The organism is Stenotrophomonas sp. SKA14 (genome assembly GCF_000158575.1).
GTDB classification, from domain to species: Bacteria; Pseudomonadota; Gammaproteobacteria; order Xanthomonadales; family Xanthomonadaceae; genus Stenotrophomonas; species Stenotrophomonas forensis.
Genome location: NZ_DS999412.1, coordinates 1,839,424 through 1,863,216, shown reverse-complemented (window position 1 = coordinate 1,863,216; position 23,793 = coordinate 1,839,424). Strand labels below are relative to the sequence as shown.

21 protein-coding genes and 1 tRNA gene are annotated in these 23,793 nt (G+C 67.2%); 9 read left to right on the top strand and 13 right to left on the bottom strand.

Annotation, left to right across the window (positions count from 1 at the left end; translation table 11 throughout):
- Positions 1-21 precede the first annotated feature (21 nt).
- Together rng and SSKA14_RS08430 are read right to left on the bottom strand one after the other, a co-directional pair.
- Entirely contained in the window at positions 22-1,509 is a 1,488-nt protein-coding gene (gene rng, locus SSKA14_RS08435; RefSeq protein WP_008264487.1) for a ribonuclease G, read from the bottom strand.
- The gene (locus SSKA14_RS08430; protein ID WP_040007320.1) at positions 1,502-2,110 is read right to left on the bottom strand and encodes a Maf family nucleotide pyrophosphatase; all 609 of its coding nucleotides are present in this window, start codon (positions 2,108-2,110) and stop codon (positions 1,502-1,504) included. Before SSKA14_RS08430 ends, rng begins: the two co-directional genes overlap by 8 nt.
- A 131-nt stretch (positions 2,111-2,241) precedes the next feature.
- On the opposite strand from SSKA14_RS08430, the gene SSKA14_RS08425 reads away from it, so the two are divergent.
- The 4 genes from SSKA14_RS08425 to SSKA14_RS08410 all read left to right on the top strand — a co-directional run bounded on the left by SSKA14_RS08425 (position 2,242) and on the right by SSKA14_RS08410 (position 8,399).
- Entirely contained in the window at positions 2,242-2,979 is a 738-nt protein-coding gene (locus tag SSKA14_RS08425; protein WP_006460407.1) for an SIMPL domain-containing protein, read from the top strand.
- Positions 2,980-3,196: 217 nt separating this feature from the next.
- Positions 3,197-3,856, top strand: coding sequence for an energy transducer TonB (locus SSKA14_RS08420; RefSeq protein ID WP_008268361.1), 660 nt, complete (start codon positions 3,197-3,199; stop codon positions 3,854-3,856).
- 199 nt (positions 3,857-4,055) lie between these two features.
- Positions 4,056-6,848: a TonB-dependent receptor gene (locus SSKA14_RS08415; protein ID WP_008267533.1), complete on the top strand. Its 2,793-nt coding sequence runs from the start codon at positions 4,056-4,058 to the stop codon at positions 6,846-6,848.
- A gap of 129 nt (positions 6,849-6,977) precedes the next feature.
- The gene (locus tag SSKA14_RS08410; protein ID WP_008267863.1) at positions 6,978-8,399 is read left to right on the top strand and encodes a basic amino acid/polyamine antiporter; all 1,422 of its coding nucleotides are present in this window, start codon (positions 6,978-6,980) and stop codon (positions 8,397-8,399) included.
- Positions 8,400-8,419: 20 nt separating this feature from the next.
- On the opposite strand, the gene SSKA14_RS08405 is transcribed toward SSKA14_RS08410, so the two are convergent.
- From SSKA14_RS08405 to SSKA14_RS08365, 9 genes are all read right to left on the bottom strand, one after another.
- Positions 8,420-9,394 (bottom strand): alpha/beta hydrolase, encoded by a 975-nt coding sequence (locus SSKA14_RS08405; RefSeq protein ID WP_008266198.1) that lies wholly within the window; start codon positions 9,392-9,394, stop codon positions 8,420-8,422.
- Positions 9,395-9,532: 138 nt separating this feature from the next.
- Positions 9,533-9,609 (bottom strand) — tRNA-Asn (locus SSKA14_RS08400).
- A gap of 22 nt (positions 9,610-9,631) precedes the next feature.
- On the bottom strand, positions 9,632-10,102 hold the full coding sequence (gene rlmH / locus SSKA14_RS08395) for a 23S rRNA (pseudouridine(1915)-N(3))-methyltransferase RlmH (protein ID WP_005418108.1): 471 nt from the start codon (positions 10,100-10,102) through the stop codon (positions 9,632-9,634).
- A gap of 64 nt (positions 10,103-10,166) precedes the next feature.
- Positions 10,167-10,577 (bottom strand): ribosome silencing factor, encoded by a 411-nt coding sequence (gene rsfS / locus SSKA14_RS08390; RefSeq protein WP_008265938.1) that lies wholly within the window; start codon positions 10,575-10,577, stop codon positions 10,167-10,169.
- A 58-nt stretch (positions 10,578-10,635) separates the two neighbouring features.
- Positions 10,636-11,301 carry a nicotinate-nucleotide adenylyltransferase gene (gene nadD / locus SSKA14_RS08385; protein ID WP_008265928.1) on the bottom strand — a complete coding sequence of 222 codons (666 nt, stop codon included), beginning with the start codon at positions 11,299-11,301 and terminating at the stop codon, positions 10,636-10,638.
- 3 nt (positions 11,302-11,304) lie between these two features.
- Positions 11,305-12,342: a DNA polymerase III subunit delta gene (gene holA / locus SSKA14_RS08380; RefSeq protein ID WP_008266587.1), complete on the bottom strand. Its 1,038-nt coding sequence runs from the start codon at positions 12,340-12,342 to the stop codon at positions 11,305-11,307.
- Between the two features lie 13 nt (positions 12,343-12,355).
- On the bottom strand, positions 12,356-12,940 hold the full coding sequence (gene lptE / locus SSKA14_RS08375) for an LPS assembly lipoprotein LptE (RefSeq protein ID WP_008264874.1): 585 nt from the start codon (positions 12,938-12,940) through the stop codon (positions 12,356-12,358).
- Positions 12,941-13,076: 136 nt separating this feature from the next.
- Positions 13,077-15,719, bottom strand: a complete 2,643-nt coding sequence (gene leuS, locus SSKA14_RS08370; RefSeq protein ID WP_008268353.1) for a leucine--tRNA ligase — start codon at positions 15,717-15,719, stop codon at positions 13,077-13,079.
- A gap of 105 nt (positions 15,720-15,824) precedes the next feature.
- Complete coding sequence (locus tag SSKA14_RS08365) at positions 15,825-16,424, bottom strand: DUF998 domain-containing protein (RefSeq protein WP_008264741.1); 600 nt, start codon at positions 16,422-16,424, stop codon at positions 15,825-15,827.
- A 155-nt stretch (positions 16,425-16,579) separates the two neighbouring features.
- On the opposite strand from SSKA14_RS08365, the gene SSKA14_RS08360 reads away from it, so the two are divergent.
- From SSKA14_RS08360 to SSKA14_RS08345, 4 genes are all read left to right on the top strand, one after another.
- A complete protein-coding gene (locus SSKA14_RS08360) occupies positions 16,580-16,846 on the top strand; it encodes a hypothetical protein (RefSeq protein ID WP_008266779.1) in 267 nt (88 codons plus the stop codon).
- Between the two features lie 140 nt (positions 16,847-16,986).
- Positions 16,987-17,844: a thioredoxin gene (gene trxA / locus SSKA14_RS08355; protein ID WP_008266873.1), complete on the top strand. Its 858-nt coding sequence runs from the start codon at positions 16,987-16,989 to the stop codon at positions 17,842-17,844.
- A gap of 107 nt (positions 17,845-17,951) precedes the next feature.
- The gene (locus SSKA14_RS08350) at positions 17,952-19,655 is read left to right on the top strand and encodes a FecR domain-containing protein (RefSeq protein WP_040007315.1); all 1,704 of its coding nucleotides are present in this window, start codon (positions 17,952-17,954) and stop codon (positions 19,653-19,655) included.
- Positions 19,652-21,274 (top strand): CHASE2 domain-containing protein, encoded by a 1,623-nt coding sequence (locus tag SSKA14_RS08345; protein ID WP_008265943.1) that lies wholly within the window; start codon positions 19,652-19,654, stop codon positions 21,272-21,274. The genes SSKA14_RS08350 and SSKA14_RS08345 overlap by 4 nt, the downstream gene beginning before the upstream one ends.
- A gap of 52 nt (positions 21,275-21,326) precedes the next feature.
- On the opposite strand, the gene SSKA14_RS23325 is transcribed toward SSKA14_RS08345, so the two are convergent.
- A complete protein-coding gene (locus SSKA14_RS23325) occupies positions 21,327-21,779 on the bottom strand; it encodes a transposase (RefSeq protein ID WP_083797324.1) in 453 nt (150 codons plus the stop codon).
- Positions 21,780-22,005: 226 nt separating this feature from the next.
- Here SSKA14_RS23325 and SSKA14_RS08340 point away from each other — a divergent pair, with 226 nt between their 5' ends.
- A complete protein-coding gene (locus SSKA14_RS08340) occupies positions 22,006-22,458 on the top strand; it encodes a DUF4442 domain-containing protein (protein ID WP_008267656.1) in 453 nt (150 codons plus the stop codon).
- 3 nt (positions 22,459-22,461) lie between these two features.
- On the opposite strand, the gene SSKA14_RS08335 is transcribed toward SSKA14_RS08340, so the two are convergent.
- A complete protein-coding gene (locus tag SSKA14_RS08335) occupies positions 22,462-23,778 on the bottom strand; it encodes a hypothetical protein (RefSeq protein ID WP_008264998.1) in 1,317 nt (438 codons plus the stop codon).
- Positions 23,779-23,793 lie beyond the last annotated feature (15 nt).

Genomic DNA, 23,793 nt, shown 5'->3' with positions numbered 1-23,793 from the left:
CCAGCCTGCGGCCGGCGAGGATCAGAGCAGAACGACATCGAATTGCTCCTGCAGGTACTGCTCGTCCGCCTGGAAGCGGATGCTCTTGCCGAGGAACTCCTCCAGCTCGGCCACCGCCGAAGATTCCTCGTCGGTAATGCGCGCGACCACCTTGGTCGAGGCGATCACCAGCAGGCGAGCGGCATCGAACTGGCGCACCGCGCGGGTGATCTCACGGAAGATCTCGTAGGTCACCGTTTCGGTGGTCTTGATGCTGCCGCGGCCACTGCATTGCGGGCAGGTTTCCGACAGCTGGCGCTCCAGGCTCTCGACCGTGCGCTTGCGCGTCATCTCCACCAGGCCCAGCGGCGAGAAGTCGTAGACGGTGGTCTTGGCATGGTCGCGGGCCAACGCCTTTTCCAGCGTGCGCAGCACCTGGCGGCGATGCTCGGCATCGTCCATGTCGATGAAGTCGATGATGATGATGCCGCCCAGGTTGCGCAGCCGCAGCTGTCGCGCCACCGCCTGTGCCGCTTCCAGATTGGTACGGAACACCGTTTCTTCCAGGTTGCGCTGGCCGAGGAACGAACCGGTGTTGACGTCAATGGTGGTCATCGCCTCGGTCTGGTCGATCACCAGGTAGCCACCCGATTTCAGCGGCACCTGCTTGTCCAGCGCGCGGCCGATCTCATCCTCCACCCCGAACATGTCGAAGATCGGGCGGTCGCCGGAATACAGCTCCAGCTTTTCGGCCAGCACCGGCATGTACTTGGCAACGAAGGCCTGCAGCTGGCCGAAGGTCTCCTTCGAGTCCACCTTCACCTTGTCCACGTCCTTGCGGATCAGGTCGCGCACCGAACGCAGCGGCAGGCTCAGGTCTTCATAGATGATGCTGCAGGAGGCGGCTTCGCGGCCGCGGCGCTCGACCACGTTCCACACCCGCGACAGGTAGGCGATGTCCTCGGCGATGGCCTCGGCCGGCTGGCCCTCCGCATTGGTGCGCACGATGTAGCCGTAGCCACCATGCTGGGCCGACAGTTCGGTCACCAGCGCCTTCAGCCGTGCACGCTCGGTCTCGTCCTCGATGCGGGCTGACACGCCCACTACCTTGGACTGCGGCAGCAGCACCATGTAACGCGAGGGAATGCTGATCTGCGTGGTCAGGCGCGCGCCCTTGGTGCCGATCGGATCCTTCACCACCTGCACCACGATGTCCTGGCCGTCGCGCAGCAGTTCGACGATCGGCACGCTGGCCGGCGGCGGCAGGGTGGTGTTCTCGGTATCGGCGCTGGCCACCGGGGCCGGGCGCACCACGTCATTGGCGTGCAGGAACGCGGCGCGCTCCAGCCCGACCTCGACGAAGGCAGCCTGCATGCCGGGCATGACCCGCTGCACCTTGCCCTTGTAGATGTTGCCGACCACACCCCGGCGCCAGCCGCGCTCGATGTGCAGTTCCTGCAGCATGCCGTTTTCGATCACCGCGACCCGGGTTTCGCGCGGGGTCACATTGACCAGGATTTCCTCAGACATCTGCAGCCTCCCTGGCGGCATCGGCAATGGGGGCCGGCACGCCGCAGCGCGCCAGCAAACGATCGGTGTGCAGCAACGGCAGCCCCATCACGCCGGAGTAGCTGCCGGACAGGTGCTCGATCCAGCGTTCGGCGCCGCCCTGGATGGCGTAGGCACCGGCCTTGTCCAACGGTTCGCCGGTAGCCACGTAGGCGGCGATGTCGGTGGCGTCGATCGCCGCGAAAGTCACCTCGGAAACAACCAGCTCGCTGTCCAGCCCCTGCGCGCCGACCACCACCACGGCGGTCATCACCTGGTGGGTGCGCCCGGCCAGCCGCGCCAGCATCGCCCGCGCATCGGCGGCATCGACCGGCTTGCCGAACACTTCACCGTCCAGCACCACTTCGGTGTCCGAACCGAGCACCCGCGCCTGCGGATCATCGGCCAGCACCCGGGCCAGCCCGGCGCGCGCCTTGTCGGCGGCGACCCGGCAGACATATTGTTCGGCACTTTCAGCCGCCGCGCGCTGCTCGACGACCTCCAGGTCCAGGGCCAGGAAGGGGCGTCCGAGTCGGGCCAGCAACTGGTTGCGTCGGGGGGAGCGGGAAGCAAGATAGAGCATCGGCACAGCATAACCTGAGGCCGCCACCTGAATCGTCGGCAACCTGTTACGGAACGCGTTCAACCCCGAACAGGCTCACAGCGCGTTCATCGCTACGACACCACCCTCACTGGCACAACAAGGAGTTCTCCATGCGCCTGACCGCCACCCCGCTGCTGCTCGCCCTGTCCCTCGCCCTTGGAACCTCGATGACCGCCCATGCTGCCCCGCCGTCGCCGTCGATCGCCGCCCCGGCTGAAGGCACCCTGCTGAACATCTCGGCCAACGCCGAAGCCACCCGCGTACCGGACGTGGCCACCCTGTCGGCCGGCGTGGTCACCCAGGCCGCCGATGGCAACAGCGCCATGCGCCAGAACGCCCAGCAGATGGACAAGGTGCTGGCCGCGATCAAGGCCGCCGGCATTGCCGAGCGCGACGTGCAGACCAGCGGTGTCAGCCTCAACCCGCAGTACCGCTATGCCGACAACGAAGCACCGAAGATCACCGGCTACCAGGCAAGCAACACGGTCAGCCTGAAGGTGCGCGACATCGCCAAGCTCGGCAAGGTGCTGGACGCGCTGGCGGCGCAGGGCGCCAACCAGATCAACGGCCCCAGCTTCGAGATCGACCAGCCCGAACCGGTGTATGACGAAGCCCGCCTGGCGGCGCTGAAGAAAGCGCAGGCGCGTGCGCAGACCTATGCGAAGTCGCTGGGCCTGCAGGTGCGCCGCATCGTCAGCATCTCCGAGAACGCCGGTGGCGGTTACCGCCCGATGCCGATGATGCGTGCCATGGCCGCCGGGGCGGCGATGGACAAGGCCACCCCGGTTGCGCCGGGTGAATCCACCGTGTCGGTCAATCTGGACGTGGTGTTCGAACTGGGTCGCTGATCGCCGCCGCCCGTGCCGAACCAGGCGGGTCCCGAACGGGGCCCGCCTTTTTTCATGCCCGCTGCCGGGACTGGCTGAAGGCCAGCACAACGATCACGCCCATGCCTCTAGGCAGTGGCTGCCATGCCGCGCTACTGATGGACTGCCAGCCACGTGCGGCAACCCCGCCACGGGCCCTGGTGCGTTGAGGACTTCGTCACTGGCATGGAGGTGGACCATGGTTCGTACGTATCCCGTAGCATCCCCGCACTTCGACCCCGCCCGCGTTGCCGCCTGGAGCGCGGCCATCGCCCTGCATCTGCTGGCCTTTCTGTTGCTGCTGATTCCGGCCACCTATCAGGCCATCACCACGCTGCCGCGCGACACCACCACGGTGCGGCTGATTCCGAAGGAACTGCCCAAGCCGCTGCCGCCTCCGCCCAAGTACGTGGAGCCACAGCACGTGGACGTCGTGCCGAAGCAGCAGAGCGTGCCGAAGGAAACAACGCCGTTGCCAACGCCGACCGCCACGCTGGAGGAGGCACAGGGCATCATCACGCCTGCCGCCGAATCGACACCGGTGCAGTCGGCCCCGAGCATCGACCGTTCGACACCGTTGGCCGGTGCCCAGCTGCAGTACCGCAGCGCACCGCCGCCGGCCTATCCGCTACCGGCGCTGCGCAACCACGAGCAGGGCACGGTGCTGCTGCGGGTGGAGGTCGACAGCAATGGTCAACCGGTCGTGGTCAGCATCGAGCGCAGCAGTGGCTCACGCAGCCTGGACCAGGCCGCCCGCCAGCAGGTGCTCAAGCGTTGGCGCTTTGAACCTGCACAGCGTGACGGAGTAGCGGTACCGGCCATCGGCCTGGTACCGGTGCAGTTCTCGCTGCCGGACTGAAGCTTCCAGGGCCGGCCCGGCGACCTTCCGGGCCGGCCTTCACATGCGAAAGGACAGACTCGGCAAAGCCCGCAGTCAGGCGTTACGAATTAAGCAAAATTTCACTACTTCGTCACCTGTCGGAAACCTAGATTGATCCGTCCCGGACAGTACCGGAGACAGCCCTCAACGCTACGGTTTTCCAGTTAGGAGAGAAGCTGTGAAACACCTGATCCAACGGCCCGCCAGCCGCCGCACCACCCTGGCATCGTCCATCACCCATATCCTTGCCGGCGGCACCCTGCTGCTGGTTGGCGCCGTGGCGTCCACTTCCGCCTTCGCGCAGGAAAAGGCCACCAACCTGGACCGCATCACGGTCACCGGTTCGAACATTCCGCGCACCAACACCGAAACACCGTCGCCGGTGCAGGTGGTGACCCGCCAGGAAATCGACCGCACCGGCAAGACCTCGCTGTCGGAGTACCTGCAGACCCTGACCGCCGACGGCGCCGGCTCGATTCCCAAGTCCTTCGGCAGCGGCTTCGCTGGCGGTGGCGCGGGCATCTCGCTGCGCGGCCTCGGTGCCGGTTCGACGCTGGTGCTGTTGAACGGCCGCCGCATGGCCACCTACGGCCTGGCCGACGACGGCCAGAAGGTCTTCACCGACCTGAGCACCATCCCGCTCGATGCGGTTGAGCGCGTCGAAGTGCTGAAGGACGGCGCCTCGGCGATCTACGGCTCCGATGCCATCGCCGGCGTGGTCAACATCATCCTGCGCAGCGACTTCACCGGTGCCATCCTGCGTGGCTCCTACGGCACCTCCGGCGACGGCGACGGCGACCAGAAGAAGGCGACCCTGACCGCCGGTACCGGCGACCTCGCCACCGACGGCTGGAACGCGTTCTTCAGCCTGGATGTCGGCAAGAGCGATGCGATCAAGATCGGTGACCGCAAGAACCGCAAGTGGATAGGCACCGGCGACACCCGCCAGTGGGGCTACGGCACCAACGCCCAGTTCCTCGGTGGCGCGTACACCAACAAGGGTGCGAGTGGTGGCGTCGGCCCCAACGGCTCCTACTACAACACCGCGGGTCTGCTGGTTCCGCTGCCGGGCTGCCAGGGCCTGACCACCATCGGTGGCCAGACGGCGGACAGCATCGCCAAGCAGGGCTGCCTGTGGGATCCGAACCAGCAATACCGTGATATCTCGCCGGAAGAGAAGTACGTGAACGTGTTCGGCCGCGCCAGCTTCGCCTTTGGCGAGGGCGGCGAGATCTACACCGAGATCGGCTATTCGAAGAAGGAAACCACGTTCAGCAATACGCCCTCCAGTGTTTCCGGTGGCTGGGGCTACCCGGGCCACACCGTCAACGCCAACAGTGGTCCGGGCGCAACCATGCTGGGCCCGAACCATCCCGACAATCCCACCCCGGGCACGCCGGTGCGCGTGCGCTACTCCGCCTGGGACGTCGGCCCGCGCGTGACCGAGAACACCAACGAGTTCAACCGCTTCCTGGTGGGCGTCAAGGGCAATTGGGGTGACTGGAGCTACGACACCGCCTTCCTGCATTCGGGCACTGACCTGACCAGCAAGCGCAACGGCTTCCTGCGCTACAGCGCCGTGCGTTGTGCGCTGGGCGATGCCAACTGCGCCGGCGGCGTGTGGCGCATCGGTGAGGACGCCGGCAAGAATTCGCAGGCGCTGTACAACTTCATCTCGCCGACCATCAATGCCACCGCCAAGTCCAGCCTGGACATGTTCGACTTCACGGTTTCGCGCAGCCTGATGGACCTCAAGGGTGGCCCGCTCGGCCTGGCAATGGGTACCGAGTGGCGCCGGACCGGCAACAGCCTGACTCCCCAGACCTACACCGACCAGGGTGACATCATCGGCCTGGGCTATTCGGCCTACGACGGCACCCAGAACGTGTATGCGGGCTACGTTGAACTGTCTGCACCGGTACTGGAGAGCCTGGAGCTGTCCGGCGCGGTGCGCTACGACAAGTACGACGGTGGCGACGGCAAGGCTACGCCGAAGCTGGGCATCAAATGGACCCCGGCCGACTGGATCGCGCTGCGCGCCAGCTATGCCGAAGGTTTCCGCGCTCCCAACCCGGCCGAGAACGGCCGCGGCGGTCTGGCCGCCTTCTCCAATGCCAAGGACCCGGTGCGCTGTGCGGCCGAGAATACGCCGGCCAACTGCGATGCGCGTTCGGTGGCGATCATCACCACGCCGAACCCGGACCTGAAGCCGGAAAAGTCCAAGAGCTACTCGGTGGGTGTGGTGCTGCAGCCGACCCGCACCACCTCGCTGACAGTGGATGCGTGGGAAATCAAACGTACCAATGAGATCACCCCCAGCGACACCTCCGATGCGATCCGTGCCGGCGATGTGGTGCGCGATACGGACCTGATCAACGGCATCCCGGGCACCGGCAGCATCCTGGCCGTCAACACCCAGTATGTGAATGCCGCATCCTCGCGCGTACGCGGCATCGACACCGATATCCGCCAGACGTTCGAAATCGGTCCGGGCCAGCTGGAGATGGATCTGCAGTGGAGCCACATGCTGAAGTTCGAGCGCACCAGTGGCGGGGTCACCTCCGACTACCTGGGAACGCACGGCAACTGCGACGTGACAAACTGCATCGGCACGCCGAAGGACAAGGTCAACTTCGGTACCACCTGGCGCCAGGGCCCATGGAGCGTCAGCGGCGTAGCCAACTACATCTCCAAGCTGGACAACGTCGGCGAACGTGGCGACGACAATTATCTGTTCAGCTATGCCGACGGCACGCCGGTCAAGAAGATCTCTTCCTTCACCACCTTCGATCTGTCTGGTCGCTGGAACATCACCGAAGCGTTCGAACTCAATGCTTCGGTGCAGAACCTGTTTGACCGCATTGCTCCGCTGGATCCGGTCACCTATGGCGCTGTGAACTACAACCCGATGCATTTCAGCGGAGCCGTTGGCCGCTACTTCACCGTCGGCGCCAAGTACACCTTCAAGTAATACCGTTCAACGCACCGCCTTCGAAGGCCCGGGCATCTGCCCGGGCCTTCGTCTTCCTGGCCCTTGCAGGCGTGTTCACGGCCACGCGGCTACCGTGTCCAAGCGGCATCACTGCCGCAGGGGATCTCCATGGCCGCGATATCGCAACGGCTGGGCCTGCCCGCGTTGACCGCCCTGGTGGTCGGCTCGATGGTCGGCGCCGGCATCTTCTCATTGCCACAGAACGTCGCGCGCAGCGCCGGGCCGGCCGCCGCACTGATCGGCTGGGCGGTGAGTGGCGCCGGCATGCTGATGCTGGCCTTCGTGTTCCAGGCGCTGGCCAACCGCCGGCCGGACCTGGATACCGGCATCTACGCGTATGCACGCGAGGGCTTCGGCAACTACATCGGGTTTTCCGCCGCATGGGGCTACTGGGTCGCGTCGGTGCTTGGCAACGCCAGCTTCTTCGTGCTCATCTTCAGTGGCCTCGGCCACTTCATGCCGGTCTTCGGTGAAGGCAACACGCCGGCCGCGGTCGCCGCGTCGTCCGTGCTGCTGTGGACCGTGCATCTGCTGGTGCTGCGTGGCCTGCGCACCGCGGCCATCGTCAACGGCCTGGTGACGGTGGCCAAACTGCTGCCGATCGCGCTGTTCCTGGTGCTCGCGGCAGGCGCGTTCCGTCTGGATGTGTTCCGCGCGGATTTTCTCGGTACGCCTGCACTCGGCGACCTCGGCCAGCAGCTGCGCGGCATGATGCTGGTCACCGTGTGGGTGTTCATCGGCATCGAGGGCGCCAGCATCTACTCGCGGCGTGCCGCCCGTCGCGCCGACGTCGGCCGTGCCACGGTGATCGGCTTCCTCGGTGTCTGGCTGCTGCTGGTACTGGTCAGCCTGCTGTCGATGGGCGTGCTGTCGCAGGCCGAGCTGGCCGGGCTGCCCAATCCCTCGATGGCCTACGTGCTGCGTGCCATCGTCGGCGAGTGGGGTGCCACGGTGATCATCATCGGTTCGATCATGTCCGTACTCGGTGCGCTGCTGGCCTGGGTATTGCTGTGTGCCGAAGTGCTGTATGCCGCAGCGGGCGACGGCACCATGCCGGCGTTCCTGGGCCGCGAGAACGCACGCGGCGTGCCCGCCAACGCGCTCTGGTTGAGCAACGGCCTGATCCAGCTGTTCCTGCTGCTGGTGCTGGTCAATGCAGGCAGCTACACCGGGCTGGTGCTGCTGGCCGCATCGATGAGCCTGGTGCCCTACTTCCTGTCCACCGCATTCGGCGTGCAGCTGGCCTGGCGCGGGCACGCCTACGCAGGCGAGCCGGGTGTGCGCTGGCGCGACTTCGGTGTCGCACTGCTGGCCAGTGCCTATGCGCTGTGGCTGGTGTATGCCGGCGGCCTCGACAACCTGCTGCTGTCGGTGCTGCTGTACGTACCCGGCGTGGTGTTGTTCGCGCTGGCCCGACGCCAGCACGGTGAGCGGGTGTTCACGCGTTGGGAGTGGGTGCTGTTCGGCGCGATTCTGCTGGTGGCGATCGCCACGCTGGTCGCGTTCTCGAAAGGCCAGCTGACGCTGTAGAGCCGAGCATGGGCTCGGCCCTACAACGGGCGCTCCTCCAGCATGCCGATGTCCTGCATCCAGCGCTCGGCCAGGCGAAACCATGCCGCGACCGGTGCATCCTGCCTGCGCAGGCCGAACGCATGGCCGCCGCGTGCGAACAGGTGCATTTCCACCGGCACGCCGGCATCGATCAAGGCACGGTAGTAGGCCAGTGATTCGCGTACGTCATCGGTACGGTCATCGGTGGCCTGTGCGATGAACGTTGGCGGCACCTTGTCATCCACGACGATGTCCTTGACCAGCGACAGTCCCTTGCCGTGCCCTGCCCACAGGTGCCCGGAATACATGACCATCGCGAAATCGGGCCGGCTCGGCTGTGCATCCGCCGCATCGATCGGCGTGTAGCTGCGCCGCGCATGCGTGCTCAGTCCAGCCACCACATGGCCACCCGCGGAAAAGCCGATCACGCCGATGCGTTTCGGGTCGATCTTCCAGCGCGCGGCCTGCGCACGCAGCATTCCCATCGCACGCTGCGCATCCTGCAGCGCCATCGGCACCGATGGGTTGTCGCGGCAGTTGCAGTCGCGGTCCCAGCTCGGTCCCGACGCCGGCACGCGATACTTGAGCAACGCACAGGTGATGCCCTGCGTGGTCAGCCATTGGCAGATCTCGCTGCCTTCCAGATCCATCGCAAGCACGCGGTAACCACCGCCCGGCACCACCATCACTGCAGTACCGTTGCCTGGCTCCCTCGGCGGAAACACGGTGAGGGTCGGCACTGCCACGTTCTGCAGCATCATCCAGCGTTCGCCACTGGCTTCGGAGATCGCCTCGCTGAGCTGCTCGGGTCCCTTCAGTTTCGGCGGCACCGCAGCCTTGCCATCCGGCCACAACGGCAGTTCCGTGGCGCCCTGCGGCGGGTGCCAGGTGGGAGATTCAGCTTTCGCCGAGGCGAACGGCAACACTACAAACAGCAGCGAGCCCAGCAACAGGAGTGCGCGCACGATCAACATCCTTGGTCGATGACGCTGCATTGTAGAGTCGAGCTTGCTCGACTGTCCTAGCCGATCAACGGAACAGTCGAGCAAGCTCGACTCTACCCGGCACAAAAAAAAAAAGACCTGCATCTTGCGATGCAGGTCTCTTCAAGGTGGCGCCCGAAGTTGGACTCGAACCAACGACCCCCTGATTAACAGTCAAGTGCTCTAACCGGCTGAGCTATTCGGGCAGACGACTAGTATAACCACTCTTCACGCGCGATGGTAGGGGTGATTGGCAATCATCGCCGCAGCACGGTACAGCTGCTCGGCCACCACCAGCCGCACCAGCATGTGCGGCAGCGTCAGTGGCCCGATCGACCACTTCTCATCGGCCAATGCCGAGACTTCAGGCGAATGCCCTTCCGGGCCGCCGATCAGGAAGGCCAGGTCCCTGCCCTGCCCACGCCAATGTTCCAGGCGCTGCGCCAGCTGCTCGGAACTGAGCTGGCGACCCGGCACGTCGAGCGCGACCACGTACGCATTCTTCGGCAATGCAGCGATCACCCGCTTGCCTTCGTCTTCGGTGGCGCGGCGCGGATCGCGGCCCTTGCCACGCAGACCGGGCTCGATTTCCACCAGCTCGAACGGCAGCCAGTGCGACAGCCGCTTCTGGTACTCGGCGAACCCCTGCGCGACCCAGCTGGGTGCGCGTTCACCGGTGGCGATCAGGCGCGCTTTCATCTATGGCATCTCCAAAACGTCGACGGCGCCATCGGCGCCGTCGAAGGGTGCAGCACTGCGTGGCTCAGGCCACTTCGTCGTCGCTGGGCGGCGGCTGGTCGCCAACCGTCCACAGGCGCTCAAGCGCGTAGAACTCGCGCACGCGCGGCAGCATCACGTGGACGATGACGTCGCCCAGATCAACCAGCACCCACTCGGCTTCGCGCTCGCCTTCCACGCCCAGCGGCATCACGTCGATGTTCTTGGCGAAACGCACGACTTCGTCGGCAATCGACTTGACGTGGCGGGTCGAAGTACCCGAAACGACGATCATGTAATCGGCAACGCTGGACCGGCCGCGCACGTCGATCTCGACCAGGTCCTTGGCCTTCAGGTCTTCGGTGGCTTGGCGGACGCTGGCCAGCAGTTCCGGCACGGACGGCGGCGGGCTGGGCAGATCGACCTTGATGGTCTGGGGCTGGGTCTGGTTGCTCAAAGTGGATCGACTCGATAAACGTGGGGGCGATTATACGGGCAAGCCGCAGCTGCGGCATTCACGGCGTGGAGGGGCGGTACAGCCCGTGGACGGCAACGTAGTCGGCCACGGCGGGCGGCAACAGCGCACGCCAGGGACCGCCGGAGGCGATCTGCGAGCGCACTGCGCTGGCTGATTCGTCACGCAGCGGGTGGTGCAGGCGCAGGATGCGGCCCGTCGGGCTGGCGAACAGCGCCTGTTCGTTGTCGGCCCAGCGCCCTTCCAGGGCACGGCCCAGCGCGCCGTCAACCGAGGCCTGCAGCGGGCTGCCCGGCCGTTCAGCCACCACGAAATGGGCCAGCCCGAACAGGGTCTCCCATTCGTGCCAGCGGGGCAGGCCCAGCAGGCTGTCGGCGCCGACCAGCCAGGCCAGCGGCCGGCTCGGGCCCAGTTCACCACGCAGTTCACGCAGGGTGTCGACGGTATAGGACGGGCGACCCGGGAAACGCGCCGCACGGTCCAGCTCGCGGCGGTCCAGCAGCAGGCCGGGCTCGTCGCCGATGGCCAGCGACAGCATGGTGCAGCGCTGCTCGGCGGTCGCACCGGGTACTGCGCGATGCGGCGGGTCGGCCGCCGGCAGCATGCGCACCGCCACCTGCAGTTCATCGCGGGCGGCACGCGCGATCGCCAGATGCCCGAGGTGCACCGGATCGAAGGTGCCCCCGTAATAGATCCGCAGGCTCATCGCTCAGGCCCGCGCCAGCAGGCGCACGGCACGCGGTTCGGCCACGGCCACCAGCAGGCGTTCCAGCGCCAGCCAGGCATCACCGTCGGCCCGCCCCTTGGCGATGCGGTCGACCAGCCCGGCTTCGGCCACGAAGCGCTCCCAGCGCTTGCCTTCCGGGTGGCGCTGCAACGCGCGCTTGTAGGGCGCCTGGCGCGACTCCCAGATGCCACGCGACTTCATTTCGGCGGCCAGGTTGCCGCCCCGCGCCTGCACCCGGGCCAGGCCGGCACCGGCCAGCAGCTCGCGGATCACCATCGGCATCAGTGCGGCCACTGCTTCGCCTTCACCGCGCAGCCCGGCCAGCATGCGCAGCACCGCCGGCGGCTGGCCGGAGAACGTCGCCTCCAGCAGCCGGAACACGTCGTAGCGGGCGGCATCGGCCACCAGCGATTCCATCCGTTCCACGTCCAGCGGCTGGCCATCGGCCAGCAATGCCAGCTTGTCGATCTCCTGGGCAGCGGCCAGCAGGTTGCCTTCCACCCGCTCGGCCAGTCGCTGCACGGCGGCCGGGTCGGCCCGCAGGCCCTTGCCCCGCAGGCGGCGCTCGATCCAGTCCGGCAGCTCGTGCGGCTTGATCGCCCAGGCCACCGACAGCACGCCGATGCGGTTGACCGCCTCGGCCCACTTGCCCTGGTGGGCCTTGCTCCATTCGTTGGCGGTGATCATCAGCACCACGTCCGGCGCCGGGTTGGCGCAGAACTGGCTGATCACCTCGGCGCCGTCCTTGCCCGGCTTGCCGCTGGGCAGGCGCACCTCGACCAGGCGACGGGCGCTGAACAGGCTGGGCGCATTGAAACTGGCGTCAAGCTGGTTCCAGTCGAAATCGCGGCCATCGGCGTCGAACACTTCGCGCTCGCCGATGCCGGCGCCGCGTGCACGCGCACGGATGGCGTCGGCCGCCTCCAGCACGCGCAGCGTCTCCGGGCCGGCAATCAGATAGACCGGCGCCAGTGCAACATCAGCGCCCTGGCTGGCCAGCTGCTCCGGACGCAGTTCCATCTTCCTTCGCCGCTCAGTGCTTGGCTGCGGGAACCGGCTCGGCCGGCACCGCGCCTTCAACGGGCTTGGCCTTCGGTGCCGACAGGCTGCCACCCTTTTCAAGCTCGGCGCGGACCACGCTGTCGATGCGGCGGATGATCGATGCGGACATTTCCCGGCGCAGCTCGTCGGCCAGGATCTCGCGCTCGGTGGTGGTACCGGTGGCGTCGGTCGGCGGCGACACGTAGTCACGCGACAGTTCGATCACCTGCTGCGGCACCAGCTCGCTGCCGTCCTCGCGACGGAAGATGAAGATCACCGCGTAGCGCAGGCTGTACTCCTGCGCACGACCCTGCGAATCGATGGCGATCGGCAGGTCGCCCCAGCGCTCGGACAGCACCTGCAGCTGGGTGCTGGGCTGCTTGCTGTCCTCCTCGGCCAGCTTGGCACCCGAGGCCAGCAGGCTGCGGTTGAGCAGCTTGACCAGTTCGCTGTACGGCGCGGTGGAGACTACCTTCACCGGCGCGGTGTCGGTCGGCAGCATCAGCTTGTTGCGCAGATGGAAACCGCAGCCGGCAAGGCCGAGGGCAAGAACGAGGGCAAGCAGGATTCGGGTCATGTAGACAGTCTGGCGGAGCCGGGCGATCACGGCAACACACAGCCTGCCCGAAGCCGCGTGAATGCAGGGCCATCAAGTGCATGGCCCGGCACCGGAAAGGCACCGGCCACCACGCAGGTGGCCGGTGCGGGGTACATCAGGCGGCGACGATATTCACGATCTTGCCCGGAACGATGATGATCTTGCGCACCGTCAGGCCTTCCAGGAACTTGGCCGCGTTCGGCTCGGCCAGGGCCAGCGCTTCAACCTGCTCGCGCGCGGCATCGGCCGCCACCTCGATGGTGCCACGCAGCTTGCCGTTGACCTGCACGGCCAGAGTCAGCGCATCGCGCACCAGCGCGCCGGCGTCGGCCTGCGGGAACGGCTGGTCTTCCAGCAGCGTCTCGCCGTGGCCCAGCACCTGCCACAGGGCATGGCTGGCGTGCGGGGTGATCGGGTTCAGCAGCAGCACGATGGCCTGCAGCGCTTCCTGGCGCACCGCACGGCCCTGCCCGCTGCCGTCCTCGAACTTGGCCAGCGCGTTCATCAGCTCCATCACCGCGGCAATGGCGGTGTTGAAGCTGTGGCGGCGGCCATAGTCATCACCGACCTTGCCGATGGTTTCATGGGTCTTGCGGCGCAGCGCCTTCTGGCTGGCATCCAGCGCGGCCGCGTCCAGCGCCGGGGCGGCACCGTCGGCAGCGTGCTTCTGCACCTGGGCCCACAGGCGGCGCAGGAAGCGGGCCATGCCATCCACGCCGGCTTCGTTCCACTCCAGCGACTGCTCCGGCGGCGCGGCGAACATCGAGAACAGGCGCACGGTGTCGGCGCCATACTTGCCGACCATCGCCTGCGGGTCCACGCCGTTGTTCTTCGACTTGGACATCTTCTCGGTGCCACCGACCACCACCGGCTGGCCGTCGGCGATCAGGGTGGCACCGGTGATGCGGCCGCGCTCATCGCGCTGCACTTCCACGTCGGCCGGGTTGATCCAGTCCTTCGAGCCGTCCGGGTTCGGGCGGTAATACGTCTCGGCGATCACCATGCCCTGGCACAGCAGATTGCGCGCCGGCTCGTTGCTGTCGACCATCCGCGCGTCGCGCAGCAGCTTGTGATAGAAGCGGAAATACATCAGGTGCAGGATCGCGTGCTCGATGCCGCCGATGTACTGGTCGACCGGCAGCCAGTAGTTGCCGCGCTTGTCGACGGCATCACGCGCACCCGGCGAGGTGTAGCGGGCGTAGTACCAGCTCGACTCCATGAAGGTGTCGAAGGTATCGGTCTCGCGCTCGGCCGCACCGCCGCACTCCGGGCAGGTGGTCTTGCGCCATTCCGGGTCGGTCTTGATCGGCGAACCGGTGCCCGAGAACGCCACGTCCTCCGGCAGCACCACCGGCAGCTGCTCTTCCGGCACCGGCACTGCACCGCACTTGGCGCAGTAGATCACCGGAATCGGGCAGCCCCAGTAGCGCTGGCGGCTCACGCCCCAGTCGCGCAGGCGATAGTTGACGCGGCGCTGGCCCTGGGCCTTGCGCTCGAATCGTTCGGCCAGGGCTTCGAAGGCGCCCTGGAAGTCCAGACCGTCGAATTCGGCCGAGTTGACCAGTTCGGTCTGCCGGCTCTTGTCGCTGTACCAGTCCTGCCAGCGGCTGCCGTCCCAGCTGCGCTCTTCTTCGGTGCGCGCATCCTTCAGCGCGATCACCTGCTTGATCGGCAGCCCGTACTTGTTGGCCACTTCATTGTCGCGCTGGTCATGGCCCGGGACGGCCATCACCGCACCGGTGCCATAGCCCATCAGCACGAAGTTGGCGACCCAGACCGGCACCTGCTCACCGGTGACCGGGTGCAGGGCGCGCAGGCCGGTGTCCATGCCGCGCTTTTCCTGGGTTTCCAGTTCAGCCTCGGACACGCCGCCCTGCTTCAGGTCGGCCAGCATCGCCGCCAGTTCCGGGTTGTTCTTCGCCGCGTGCAGCGCCAGCGGGTGCTCGGCGGCGATCGACACGAAGGTCACGCCCATCACGGTGTCCGGGCGGGTGGTGAACACGCGCAGCGGATCCAGCACACCGCCGTCCACGTCACGCACGTCGAACTGGATCTCCAGGCCCTCGGAACGGCCAATCCAGTTGCGCTGCATGGTCTTGACCGATTCCGGCCAGCCGTCCAGCTCGTCCAGGCCGTCCAGCAGCTCCTGGGCGTAGTCGGTGATACGCAGGAACCACTGCGGGATCTCGCGCTTCTCGACCAGGGCGCCGGAACGCCAGCCGCGGCCGTCGATCACCTGCTCGTTGGCCAGCACGGTCTGGTCGACCGGGTCCCAGTTCACCACCGCGTTGCGACGGTAGGCCAGGCCCTTGCGCATCAGCCGGGTGAACATGCGCTGTTCGTGGACGTAATAGTCCGGACGGCAGGTGGCGAACTCGCGCGACCAGTCGATGGCATAGCCCAGCGACTGCAGCTGGCTGCGCATGTGATCGATGTTCTTGTAGGTCCACGCCGCCGGCGCGGTCTTGTTCTTGATCGCGGCATTTTCCGCCGGCAGGCCGAACGCATCCCAGCCCATCGGCTGCAGCACGTTGTGACCGGTCATGCGCTTGTAGCGGCTGATCACGTCACCGATGGTGTAGTTGCGCACGTGCCCCATGTGCAGCGCACCGGACGGGTACGGGAGCATCGACAGGCAGTAGTACTTCGGCTTGTCCGAAGTCTCGTCGACCTCGAAGGCACGGGTGGCGTCCCAGTACTGCTGGGCGGCGGATTCAACCTGCTGCGGGTCGTAGGCGTTGGTTTCAGCGCTGGTCATGGAACACGCGGATGCGGCGGCAAAGCGGTACAGCGTACCGCAGTGCGGCAAACGTCTCCAATCCTGCCTGCCGCGTGCAGGCGCCGCCCGTGCGCGGAGAGCGTCTCAGCGAGGCCGCGACAGAGGCAGGGCCAGGGCCAGCCAGACCGCCCAGCAGGCGAAAGCCACGCGTTGCGCCAGCGGTGCCGGCAGCACGCCCTGCAGGGCAAAGGCCGCCACTGCCGCCAGTACGGCGCAGGTGACCGCCACCCCGCCGAGGGCCTTGCCAAGACCTTGGCGCAGGTAGGAGATGCCCAGCAGCAGGGTGCCGGCAACGAATCCCAGCCCCCAGACCATCCAGGCGCTGGCGTGCAGTTGGCTGGCCGGTCCATGCAGGTCATCCACGTCCAGCGGCAGCAGCCCCATCGCCGCAAAGGCCAGGCCGGCCAGCAGCAGCATCTGGCTGCCCACCCGCGGCGCCCAGCCGGCCGTGGCCGGAAGGCGGCGGCGCAGGCACTCGGCGACCACCGCGGCCAGCACGCCGGGCAGCACGAAGCCCAGCAGATTGAACCCCAGCGCATGCGGCACGCCCCGTGCGCCCAGCAGGGCCACCGGGTGGCGCGCCTGCGCGTAGCCGTCCAGCGCCGCGCCGAAGCCCACCACGGCCAGGACGAAGATGGCTGCAGCAAGCAGCCCCCACCAACGATCACGCCGGAGCACGGACATCGCGCGGATTCACCAGAAGCGGAAGACCGGCCATTGTCGCGGTAACGATGCAGGGCGCCAAGCGGCGGCACATTTCAGAATCGTTCGATATCCGCGCCGGCATGCCGCGCGCAATGCTCGGGGCGTGGCAGTTCCGCCATGCAGGGAGACCTCCCATGATCCATCGCATCCTCGCCGCCGGCGCGCTCAGCCTGGGCCTGGCCACCACGGCCCACGCCGGCGAGTTCCAGTGCTCGGCCTGGATCGGCGCACCCAGCGCCACGGCACCGCCGAGCAGCAACTTCTTCGGGGGCCCCACCATCAAGGCGCCCGACGCCCGCACTGCAGCTGAGCTGTATCAGGCCCGCATCTCCGAAACGACGTTGCCACTGAAGAGCGGGCGCTGGATCGTGCATCACGTCCGCTGCGATCAGCTGAAGTAACGGCCGGCGCATCGAGGGCAGCCCCCGCGCCTGCCCTCTCCTGCCGGGAATGGCCACGGTTCAGGACGCCATCAAGGGTTGAGTCTGACATCGATCGTCACCATAGAATCGGTCTCCAGATGCCAAACGATGCCTCCCCCATGACCGAGACGACCTACGTATTCGACGCTACCACCGCGACCTTCGAGGCCGAAGTCCTGCAGAAGTCGCTGCAGACGCCGGTGCTGGTCGATTTCTGGGCCACCTGGTGCGGGCCGTGCAAGACCCTTGGCCCGATGCTGGAAAAGCTGGCGGCCGAATACAACGGCGCCTTCGAGCTGGCCAAGGTCGATGTCGACAAGGAACAGCAGATCGCGGCGGCGTTCCAGATCCGTTCGGTACCGACCGTGTTCCTGGTCAAGGGTGGCCAGCTGGTGGACGGCTTCCCCGGCGCGATTCCGGAAGGCCAGCTGCGCGAGTTCCTGGCCCAGCACGGCATCGTGCCCGCCGACATCGGCGATGCCGCCGCCGAGGACGAAGCGCCACTGGATCCGCAGGCGCAGGTGGACGTGTTGCGCGCGCAGATCGCCGCCGAGCCGGACAAGGATGAGCTCAAGCTCGACCTGGCCCTGGCCCTGCTGCAGATCGGCGGCGTGGATGAAGCCGGCACGCTGATCGACGGTCTGCCCGCCAACCTCGCCACCGACGACCGCGCCGTTCGTGCCCGTGCCCGCCTGTCCTTTGCGGCCGCGCTGAAGGACGCCCCCGCAGCCGAAGTGCTGGAGGCGCGCATTGCCGCCGACGGCAACGACCTCAAGGCGCGTCACCTGCGGGGTGTGCAGCTGCTGCTTGGCGGCCACGATGAGGCCGCACTGGCACAGTTCCTGGAAATGCTGCGGATCGATCGCACCTTCGAGGAAGGGTTGCCACGCAAGGCTCTGATCGACGCCTTCAATGTGATCTCCGACGAGGACCTCGTTGGCCAGTACCGCCGCAGGATGGCCTCTCTGCTGTTCTGAACGGGAGCCCCCTTCGTTCAGAATCCCTGCACTGAACGCGGGCAATAATGCGCGAGATGGCGGCCGTTCGGCCGCCACGATCCGTTCGGGGGGATGAGGTCGGGGCCATGGGGTCTTGCAGCTGCACCCCCGCATTGCCGGGATTGCAAACCGTGACCTTCGTCCGCTCGCTGTCGTTCGCCAAGCGCTTCCAGTGCGCCATGCTGTGTGCCCTCTTCCTGCTGCTGCCGGGCGTGGCCGGCGCCCAGGACTGGAATTACCGGGTCCGTCCCGGCGATACCCTGTGGGATCTGGGCGGCGTGTACCTGAAGCCCTCAGTACGCTGGCAACAGCTGCAGCAGCACAACCGCATCGACAATCCCTACCGGTTGCCGCCCGGCCAGCTGCTGCGCTTCCCGATCAGCTGGCTGCGCACCGAGCCTGCCCCGGCCCGCGTGCTGTCGGTTCGCGGCAAGGTCGAGCTGTCCGGTGCCGATGGCAGTGCTACCCGCGCGATCCTGGCGGGCGAGCAGCTGCGTATCGGCGACACCGTGCAGACCGAAGGCGAATCCAGCGTCACCCTCGAGTTCGCTGACGCCTCGCGCCTGCAGCTGCGCGAGTACTCGCGGCTGCGCCTGGACCAGCTCAGCCGCTATGGCCACACCGGCATGGTCGATACCCGCCTGCGCCTGCAGCAGGGACGCGCCAGCAACCGGGTCACGCCCGCCCGCGGCCCGGCATCGCGCTACATCATCGATGCGCCCACCGCGACCAGCAGCGTACGCGGCACCGTGTTCCGGGTCAGCGCCGGCGACGACGGCCAGGTCGGTGCGACCGAGGTCCTGCAGGGCAAGGTGCAGGTCGGCAATCCGCACGGACAGCGCCTGGTCCGGCCGGGCCAGGCCACGCTCAGCGGCAGCGCCGACGCCGCACCAGACGCGGTCTCCCCGCTGCTGCCGGCACCGAGGCTGCGCAACGACGAACTGCGCCTGGCGCCGCTGCCGACGCTGCTCGCCTGGGAGCCCGTCGCGGGTGCCGAGCATTACCGCGTTGAAGTGGTGCAGTCGGCCACCCCGGAAATCCTGCTGTTCGCCGCCACCACCACCGATACGCGCCTGGCGATCGGCGACCTGCCGCCCGGCCAGCTGCGCATCCTGCTGCGCGCCGTCGATGCACAGGGCGTGGAGGGCCTGGACGCCAGCGCCGACTTCGAACTCAGTGACCAGCCACCGCCGCCGCTGACCGTGTCGCCGCTGCACGCGCAGACGATCAACAGCGACCGCCCGCGCTTCCGCTGGAGCCAGGCCCCCGGCGCGCGCAGCAGCGTGCTGCAGATCGCCTCCGATCCCACGTTCCAGCAGCCACTGCAGGAACAGGCGACCCATGGCACCGACCTGCGCCTGGCGCAGCCACTGCCGCCGGGCCAGTACTTCTGGCGCGTCGCGTCGCGTGATGGCAATGGCCACCAGGGCCGCTACGGCCAGGCACTGCCACTGCAGCTGAGCAATGAACCGGTCGACCCGGCACTGCAACCGCCGGAAGCGGCGCATGGTGAACTGACCCTGCGCTGGCAGGCCGGCAGCGAAGGCCAGCGCTACCGGGTGCAGGTCGATCGCCATGGCGATTTCAAGGCACCGATGGTCGACGAAACCGTGGCCGAGCCGCAGGTCAGTTTCAAGCGACCGTGGAGCGGCACCCTGCATGTGCGCGTGCAGTACATCGACGATGACGGCCATGCCGGCGAGTTTTCTCCCGCCCAGCGGATCAAGCTGGCGTGCCGCCTGTGCTACGGCGCAGGTGGTGGTGCCGTGCTGCTCTGGTTGCTGTTGTGAGGCGTTCGCCACTGCCGTGGAGCAAGCGGATCGCACTGGCCCTGCTGGCCGGTGTGCTGACCGTGCTGGCCAGCCAGGGCCAATGGCTGTGGCGACAGGACGAGACCGCCTACGACGCGCTGGTCGGTGGCTGGGACTACCGCCCCGACCCCAGCGTGCTGATCGTGGCCATCGACGAGGGTAGTCTGCAACGCATCGGCCAATGGCCCTGGCCGCGCTCGATACACGCGCGCCTGCTGGACCGGTTGACTGATGCCGGTGCCGAGCGCGTCGCCCTGGACCTGATGCTGTCCGAACCGGATCGGCGCGACAGCCGCCAGGACGACGCGCTGGCGGCCGCCATCCGCCGTAACGGCCGGGTGGTGCTGCCGGTACTGGCCGCGCCCGCGGCCGGTGACCGCATGGCCGAGGAAATGCTGCCGATCCCGCAGATCGCGGCCAGTGCCGCAGCCATCGGCCACACCGATGTCGAAGTGGATGGCGACGGCGTCGCCCGTGGTATCTACCTGCACGCGGGCATCGGCCAGCCACATTGGCCGGCGCTGGGCCTGGCATTGGCCGGCCTGCCGGCGGGCGCCGTGCACGGCCTGCCCGACCCCGACCCCGGAGTCGGCTCGCCCTATCAGTGGCGACGCGACGACTATGTGCGCGTGCGCTACGCCGGCCCGCCGGAGCGACTGCCGCAGGTTTCCTACGCCGATGTACTCGACGGCCACGTCGACATGGCGATGCTGCAGGGCCGCCGCATCGTGGTCGGCATGACCGCCAGCGGCATCGCGCCGCGCCTGCTGACACCGACCACCCGCGAATTCTGGATGAGCGGCAGCGAGTACCAGGCCAACATCGCCTCGATGCTGTTGCAGCACAAGCAGATCGATGTACTGCCCTCGGCATGGCAACAGGCCATCAGCGCGGTGCTGGTCGCACTGTGCGTTCTCCTGCTCGGCCTGCGCCTGCCCTGGCTTGCGGCGCTGGCGTCGTTGCCGGCGGCCCCATTTCTGAGCTGGGTACTGCTGCGAAGCAGCGATCTGTGGTGGGCGCCGGCCACCGCGATGCTGGGCATTCTATTGGTGCTTCTGGCCTGGGCGATCTGGCGGATCTCGGCCTGGCACCGCCAGGCCAACCGCGATGCGCTGACCGGCCTAGGCAATCGCCTGCGCTTCGAGCAGTCATTGCAGCAGGAATGCGACGCCGCACGACGCAGTGGCAAGCCGCTGAGCCTGGCGTTGATCGACGTGGACCATTTCAAGCGCCACAACGACCTCCATGGCCACCAGGTGGGTGATCGCGTGCTGCGCGATGTCGCCCGCCTGATCGGCGCGCATGCGCGGCGCCCGCGCGACATGGCCGCGCGCTATGGCGGCGACGAATTCGCGCTGGTGCTGCCGGATACACCGGCCGAAGGTGCGCGCCTGGTCATCGACGACCTGATCGCCTGCGTGCGGGCACTGCCGTCCCCGGGTGATGGCGGCGGCGACCGGGTCACCCTCACCATCGGTGTGTTTACCCGCGTGCCGGACGGAGAACTGCAACCGCATCATTTCGTCGAAGGCGCCGACACCGCCCTGTACCAGGCCAAGGCCAATGGCCGCGACGGGTTTGTGATCGACGGTGCGTAAAGCACCACGTGCGCTCTGCCTGTAGAGTCGAGCTTGCTCGACTGCGCGCCCATCATTCGAGCGGCCAGCAACACCATGCGAATGGATACTCCCCTAGGGTTGACGCCAGACCCGCGCGTACAGGGTTGGCCATGGCATACAGCGCTTGTTGTCGGACATCCTCCTCATTCCGGATCAGGTGATCGTAGTAGCCCCGCTGCCACACCGGGCGTCCTTCACCGGAGTGCGCGTTGACCGCGATCGCCACCCTGGACTTGAGTGATGGCATGCAGCGGCCAAGCGTACCTTCGCGCAACTGCAGAACCCAGTGCAGATGATCCGGCATCACCACCCAAGCCAATGACCGCGTGATCCCCTTGCAGTCGCTGCCTCGAAGCTCATCAGTCAAGGCATCCACGCATCGCGGATCTGCAAAGACGCGTTGGCGTCCGGCAGTGACAGTGGTGACTACGTAGAAGCATCCGACCGTGGAGCATCGGCCGCGCAACAAGGCTGGACTGGGCATACGGGCAGCATGGACCGCGGTTCACGGCCATACCTATCAGGAGACCCCGAAATGGCGATCAGACATTGTCTGAACTCGTTCGATTGAGGCCCGCTGGAAGCAGTCGAGCAAGCTCGACTCTACTCTCGGCTGCCGTCACGCCAGAATCGCGATGATCCTCCAGCCGGTGCAACATACGCATGCGAATGGTTAGACTGTAGGCCTCGCCCTGCGCCCCTGGACCCGCATGAACGCCCGCCTGTTCCGCTTCGGCATCAATCTCTGGCCGCCGTTCCTGTTCACCGGCATCCAGGTTACCCGGGTCTCGCCGGACTACCGGCAGATCGATGTCGAACTGCGCCTGCGGCCCTGGAACCGCAACTACGTTGGCACCCACTTCGGCGGCAGCCTGTTCGCGATGACCGACCCGTTCTGGATGCTCGGCCTGCTGCACATCCTCGGCCGCGACTACTACGTGTGGGACCGTGCCGGTGCGATCGATTTCCTCAAGCCCGGCCGTGGCACCGTGCGCACCTCGTTCCGCATCGATGACGCGCTGCTGGACGAACTGCGCGCCGAAGCGGCCAGCGGCGAGAAGGTGCTGCGCTGGTTCAGCAACGACGTGGTTGATGAAAAGGGTGAAGTGGTCGCGCAGGTGCGCAAGCAGGTCTACCTGCGGCTGAAGCCACACGCACGCTGAGCATCAGTCGCGCGCCGTTGCCCCCGCGGCGGGCGATGCCTGCAGCGGTACCGAAAGCCAGGGGCTTTCGGCGGCACTGCGCGACGGCGAGCGGCGTGGCACCTGCAGGCGGCTGCCATCGGCCGACAGCTGCGGCGCGCGCACCGGCGAGCGGAACTGCGCCGGCAGGCGCTGCAGCGCGTCTGACGGATCATCTGCCTGCTGCCGCAACCAGCGCTGCGCCCCAAGCAATCGCAGCATCGCAGCGGCGTCCTGGGTGCGCGACGAATAGGCGGGATAGGCCGGTGCGGCGATATCCGTCAGCACGCAACCCATGATGTTCGACAGGCAACCGAAGTCACGCTGTGGCGGTGCCGACACCGGCAACGGACGATCCGCCTCCAGTGCCGCCGTTGCCGCCGCGCCGCAGGCCCAACCGAGATTACCGGCCACGCGTGCCAGGGTACTGCTGCGGTCAAGGACCAGCACGCCGCCGAATTCCCTCGACGAGGTTTCGATCGCTGCCCGGCTCATTGCGTACTCACCCTGCATGGCCCGGCACAGGCTCTGCTCGTCGGCCCGCATCGGCTGCATCGCCAGCGCGCATTCTGCTGGCAGCGGGTGGTCGGCTGGAAGTTCGACCAGCATGTCGGCCAGCAGCTGTGCATTGGCCTGGACCAGGCTGGCCCCGACGATGCTCTCGACCAGAGAGCTGCCACCGGGCACCAACCGGCGTCCCAACTGCAGCCCCAGGCAACTGCCGCGCAGGGCGCCGTCAACATCGCCCTGTATGTAGGCCAGCGCGCGGGCGCTGGTGGCGTCCACCACCAGGCCATAGGTCGGCAAGGGCACCAGAATGCCCTCGCCCTTCGGCTGGAACGGCGATACGAAATTGTCCGCCTCGGCCAACTGCTCCAAGCGCGCATGCAGCGCATGATGGCCGGCGTGGGCTTCGGCAAACCGCTGCGGATCGGCGCGCACCTGCGCCAGGCAGCCGCCGGCAGCCGGGCCGCAGCTGGCGGACGCACGCGGGTGCAGTGCGTCAGGGCGGCTGGAATGCTGCGGCTGGGTGACGTTATTGCCATGCGGTTCGGCGTCCCAGCGCCGCACGTCTTCAGCCAACGCCTGCTCGCGCTGTAGGGCATCCAGGCCGTCAACGGCGAGCGTCCACAACTGCGCATAGCCATTGCGCCCGGGTGCCGGCAGGCGGGTCTCCAACCGCTGCTGCGCCTGCAGCCGCGATTCGGGGATGGGCCACATACGCGAGGCACACCACACGACAATGGCCAGCACCAGCAGGCCCATCAGGGTCCAACCCAACCCACGCAGGATCTTCAACACAGCTTCCCTTCCATG

Coding starts and splice junctions, on each gene's coding strand:
- rng (WP_008264487.1), bottom strand. CDS start 1,509: ATGTCTGAGGAAATCCTGGTCAATGTGACCCCGCGCGAAACCCGGGTC.
- SSKA14_RS08430 (WP_040007320.1), bottom strand. CDS start 2,110: ATGCTCTATCTTGCTTCCCGCTCCCCCCGACGCAACCAGTTGCTGGCC.
- SSKA14_RS08425 (WP_006460407.1), top strand. CDS start 2,242: ATGCGCCTGACCGCCACCCCGCTGCTGCTCGCCCTGTCCCTCGCCCTT.
- SSKA14_RS08420 (WP_008268361.1), top strand. CDS start 3,197: ATGGTTCGTACGTATCCCGTAGCATCCCCGCACTTCGACCCCGCCCGC.
- SSKA14_RS08410 (WP_008267863.1), top strand. CDS start 6,978: ATGGCCGCGATATCGCAACGGCTGGGCCTGCCCGCGTTGACCGCCCTG.
- SSKA14_RS08405 (WP_008266198.1), bottom strand. CDS start 9,394: ATGTTGATCGTGCGCGCACTCCTGTTGCTGGGCTCGCTGCTGTTTGTA.
- rlmH (WP_005418108.1), bottom strand. CDS start 10,102: ATGAAAGCGCGCCTGATCGCCACCGGTGAACGCGCACCCAGCTGGGTC.
- nadD (WP_008265928.1), bottom strand. CDS start 11,301: ATGAGCCTGCGGATCTATTACGGGGGCACCTTCGATCCGGTGCACCTC.
- holA (WP_008266587.1), bottom strand. CDS start 12,342: ATGGAACTGCGTCCGGAGCAGCTGGCCAGCCAGGGCGCTGATGTTGCA.
- lptE (WP_008264874.1), bottom strand. CDS start 12,940: ATGACCCGAATCCTGCTTGCCCTCGTTCTTGCCCTCGGCCTTGCCGGC.
- leuS (WP_008268353.1), bottom strand. CDS start 15,719: ATGACCAGCGCTGAAACCAACGCCTACGACCCGCAGCAGGTTGAATCC.
- SSKA14_RS08365 (WP_008264741.1), bottom strand. CDS start 16,424: ATGTCCGTGCTCCGGCGTGATCGTTGGTGGGGGCTGCTTGCTGCAGCC.
- SSKA14_RS08360 (WP_008266779.1), top strand. CDS start 16,580: ATGATCCATCGCATCCTCGCCGCCGGCGCGCTCAGCCTGGGCCTGGCC.
- trxA (WP_008266873.1), top strand. CDS start 16,987: ATGACCGAGACGACCTACGTATTCGACGCTACCACCGCGACCTTCGAG.
- SSKA14_RS08350 (WP_040007315.1), top strand. CDS start 17,952: ATGGGGTCTTGCAGCTGCACCCCCGCATTGCCGGGATTGCAAACCGTG.
- SSKA14_RS23325 (WP_083797324.1), bottom strand. CDS start 21,779: ATGCCCAGTCCAGCCTTGTTGCGCGGCCGATGCTCCACGGTCGGATGC.
- SSKA14_RS08340 (WP_008267656.1), top strand. CDS start 22,006: ATGAACGCCCGCCTGTTCCGCTTCGGCATCAATCTCTGGCCGCCGTTC.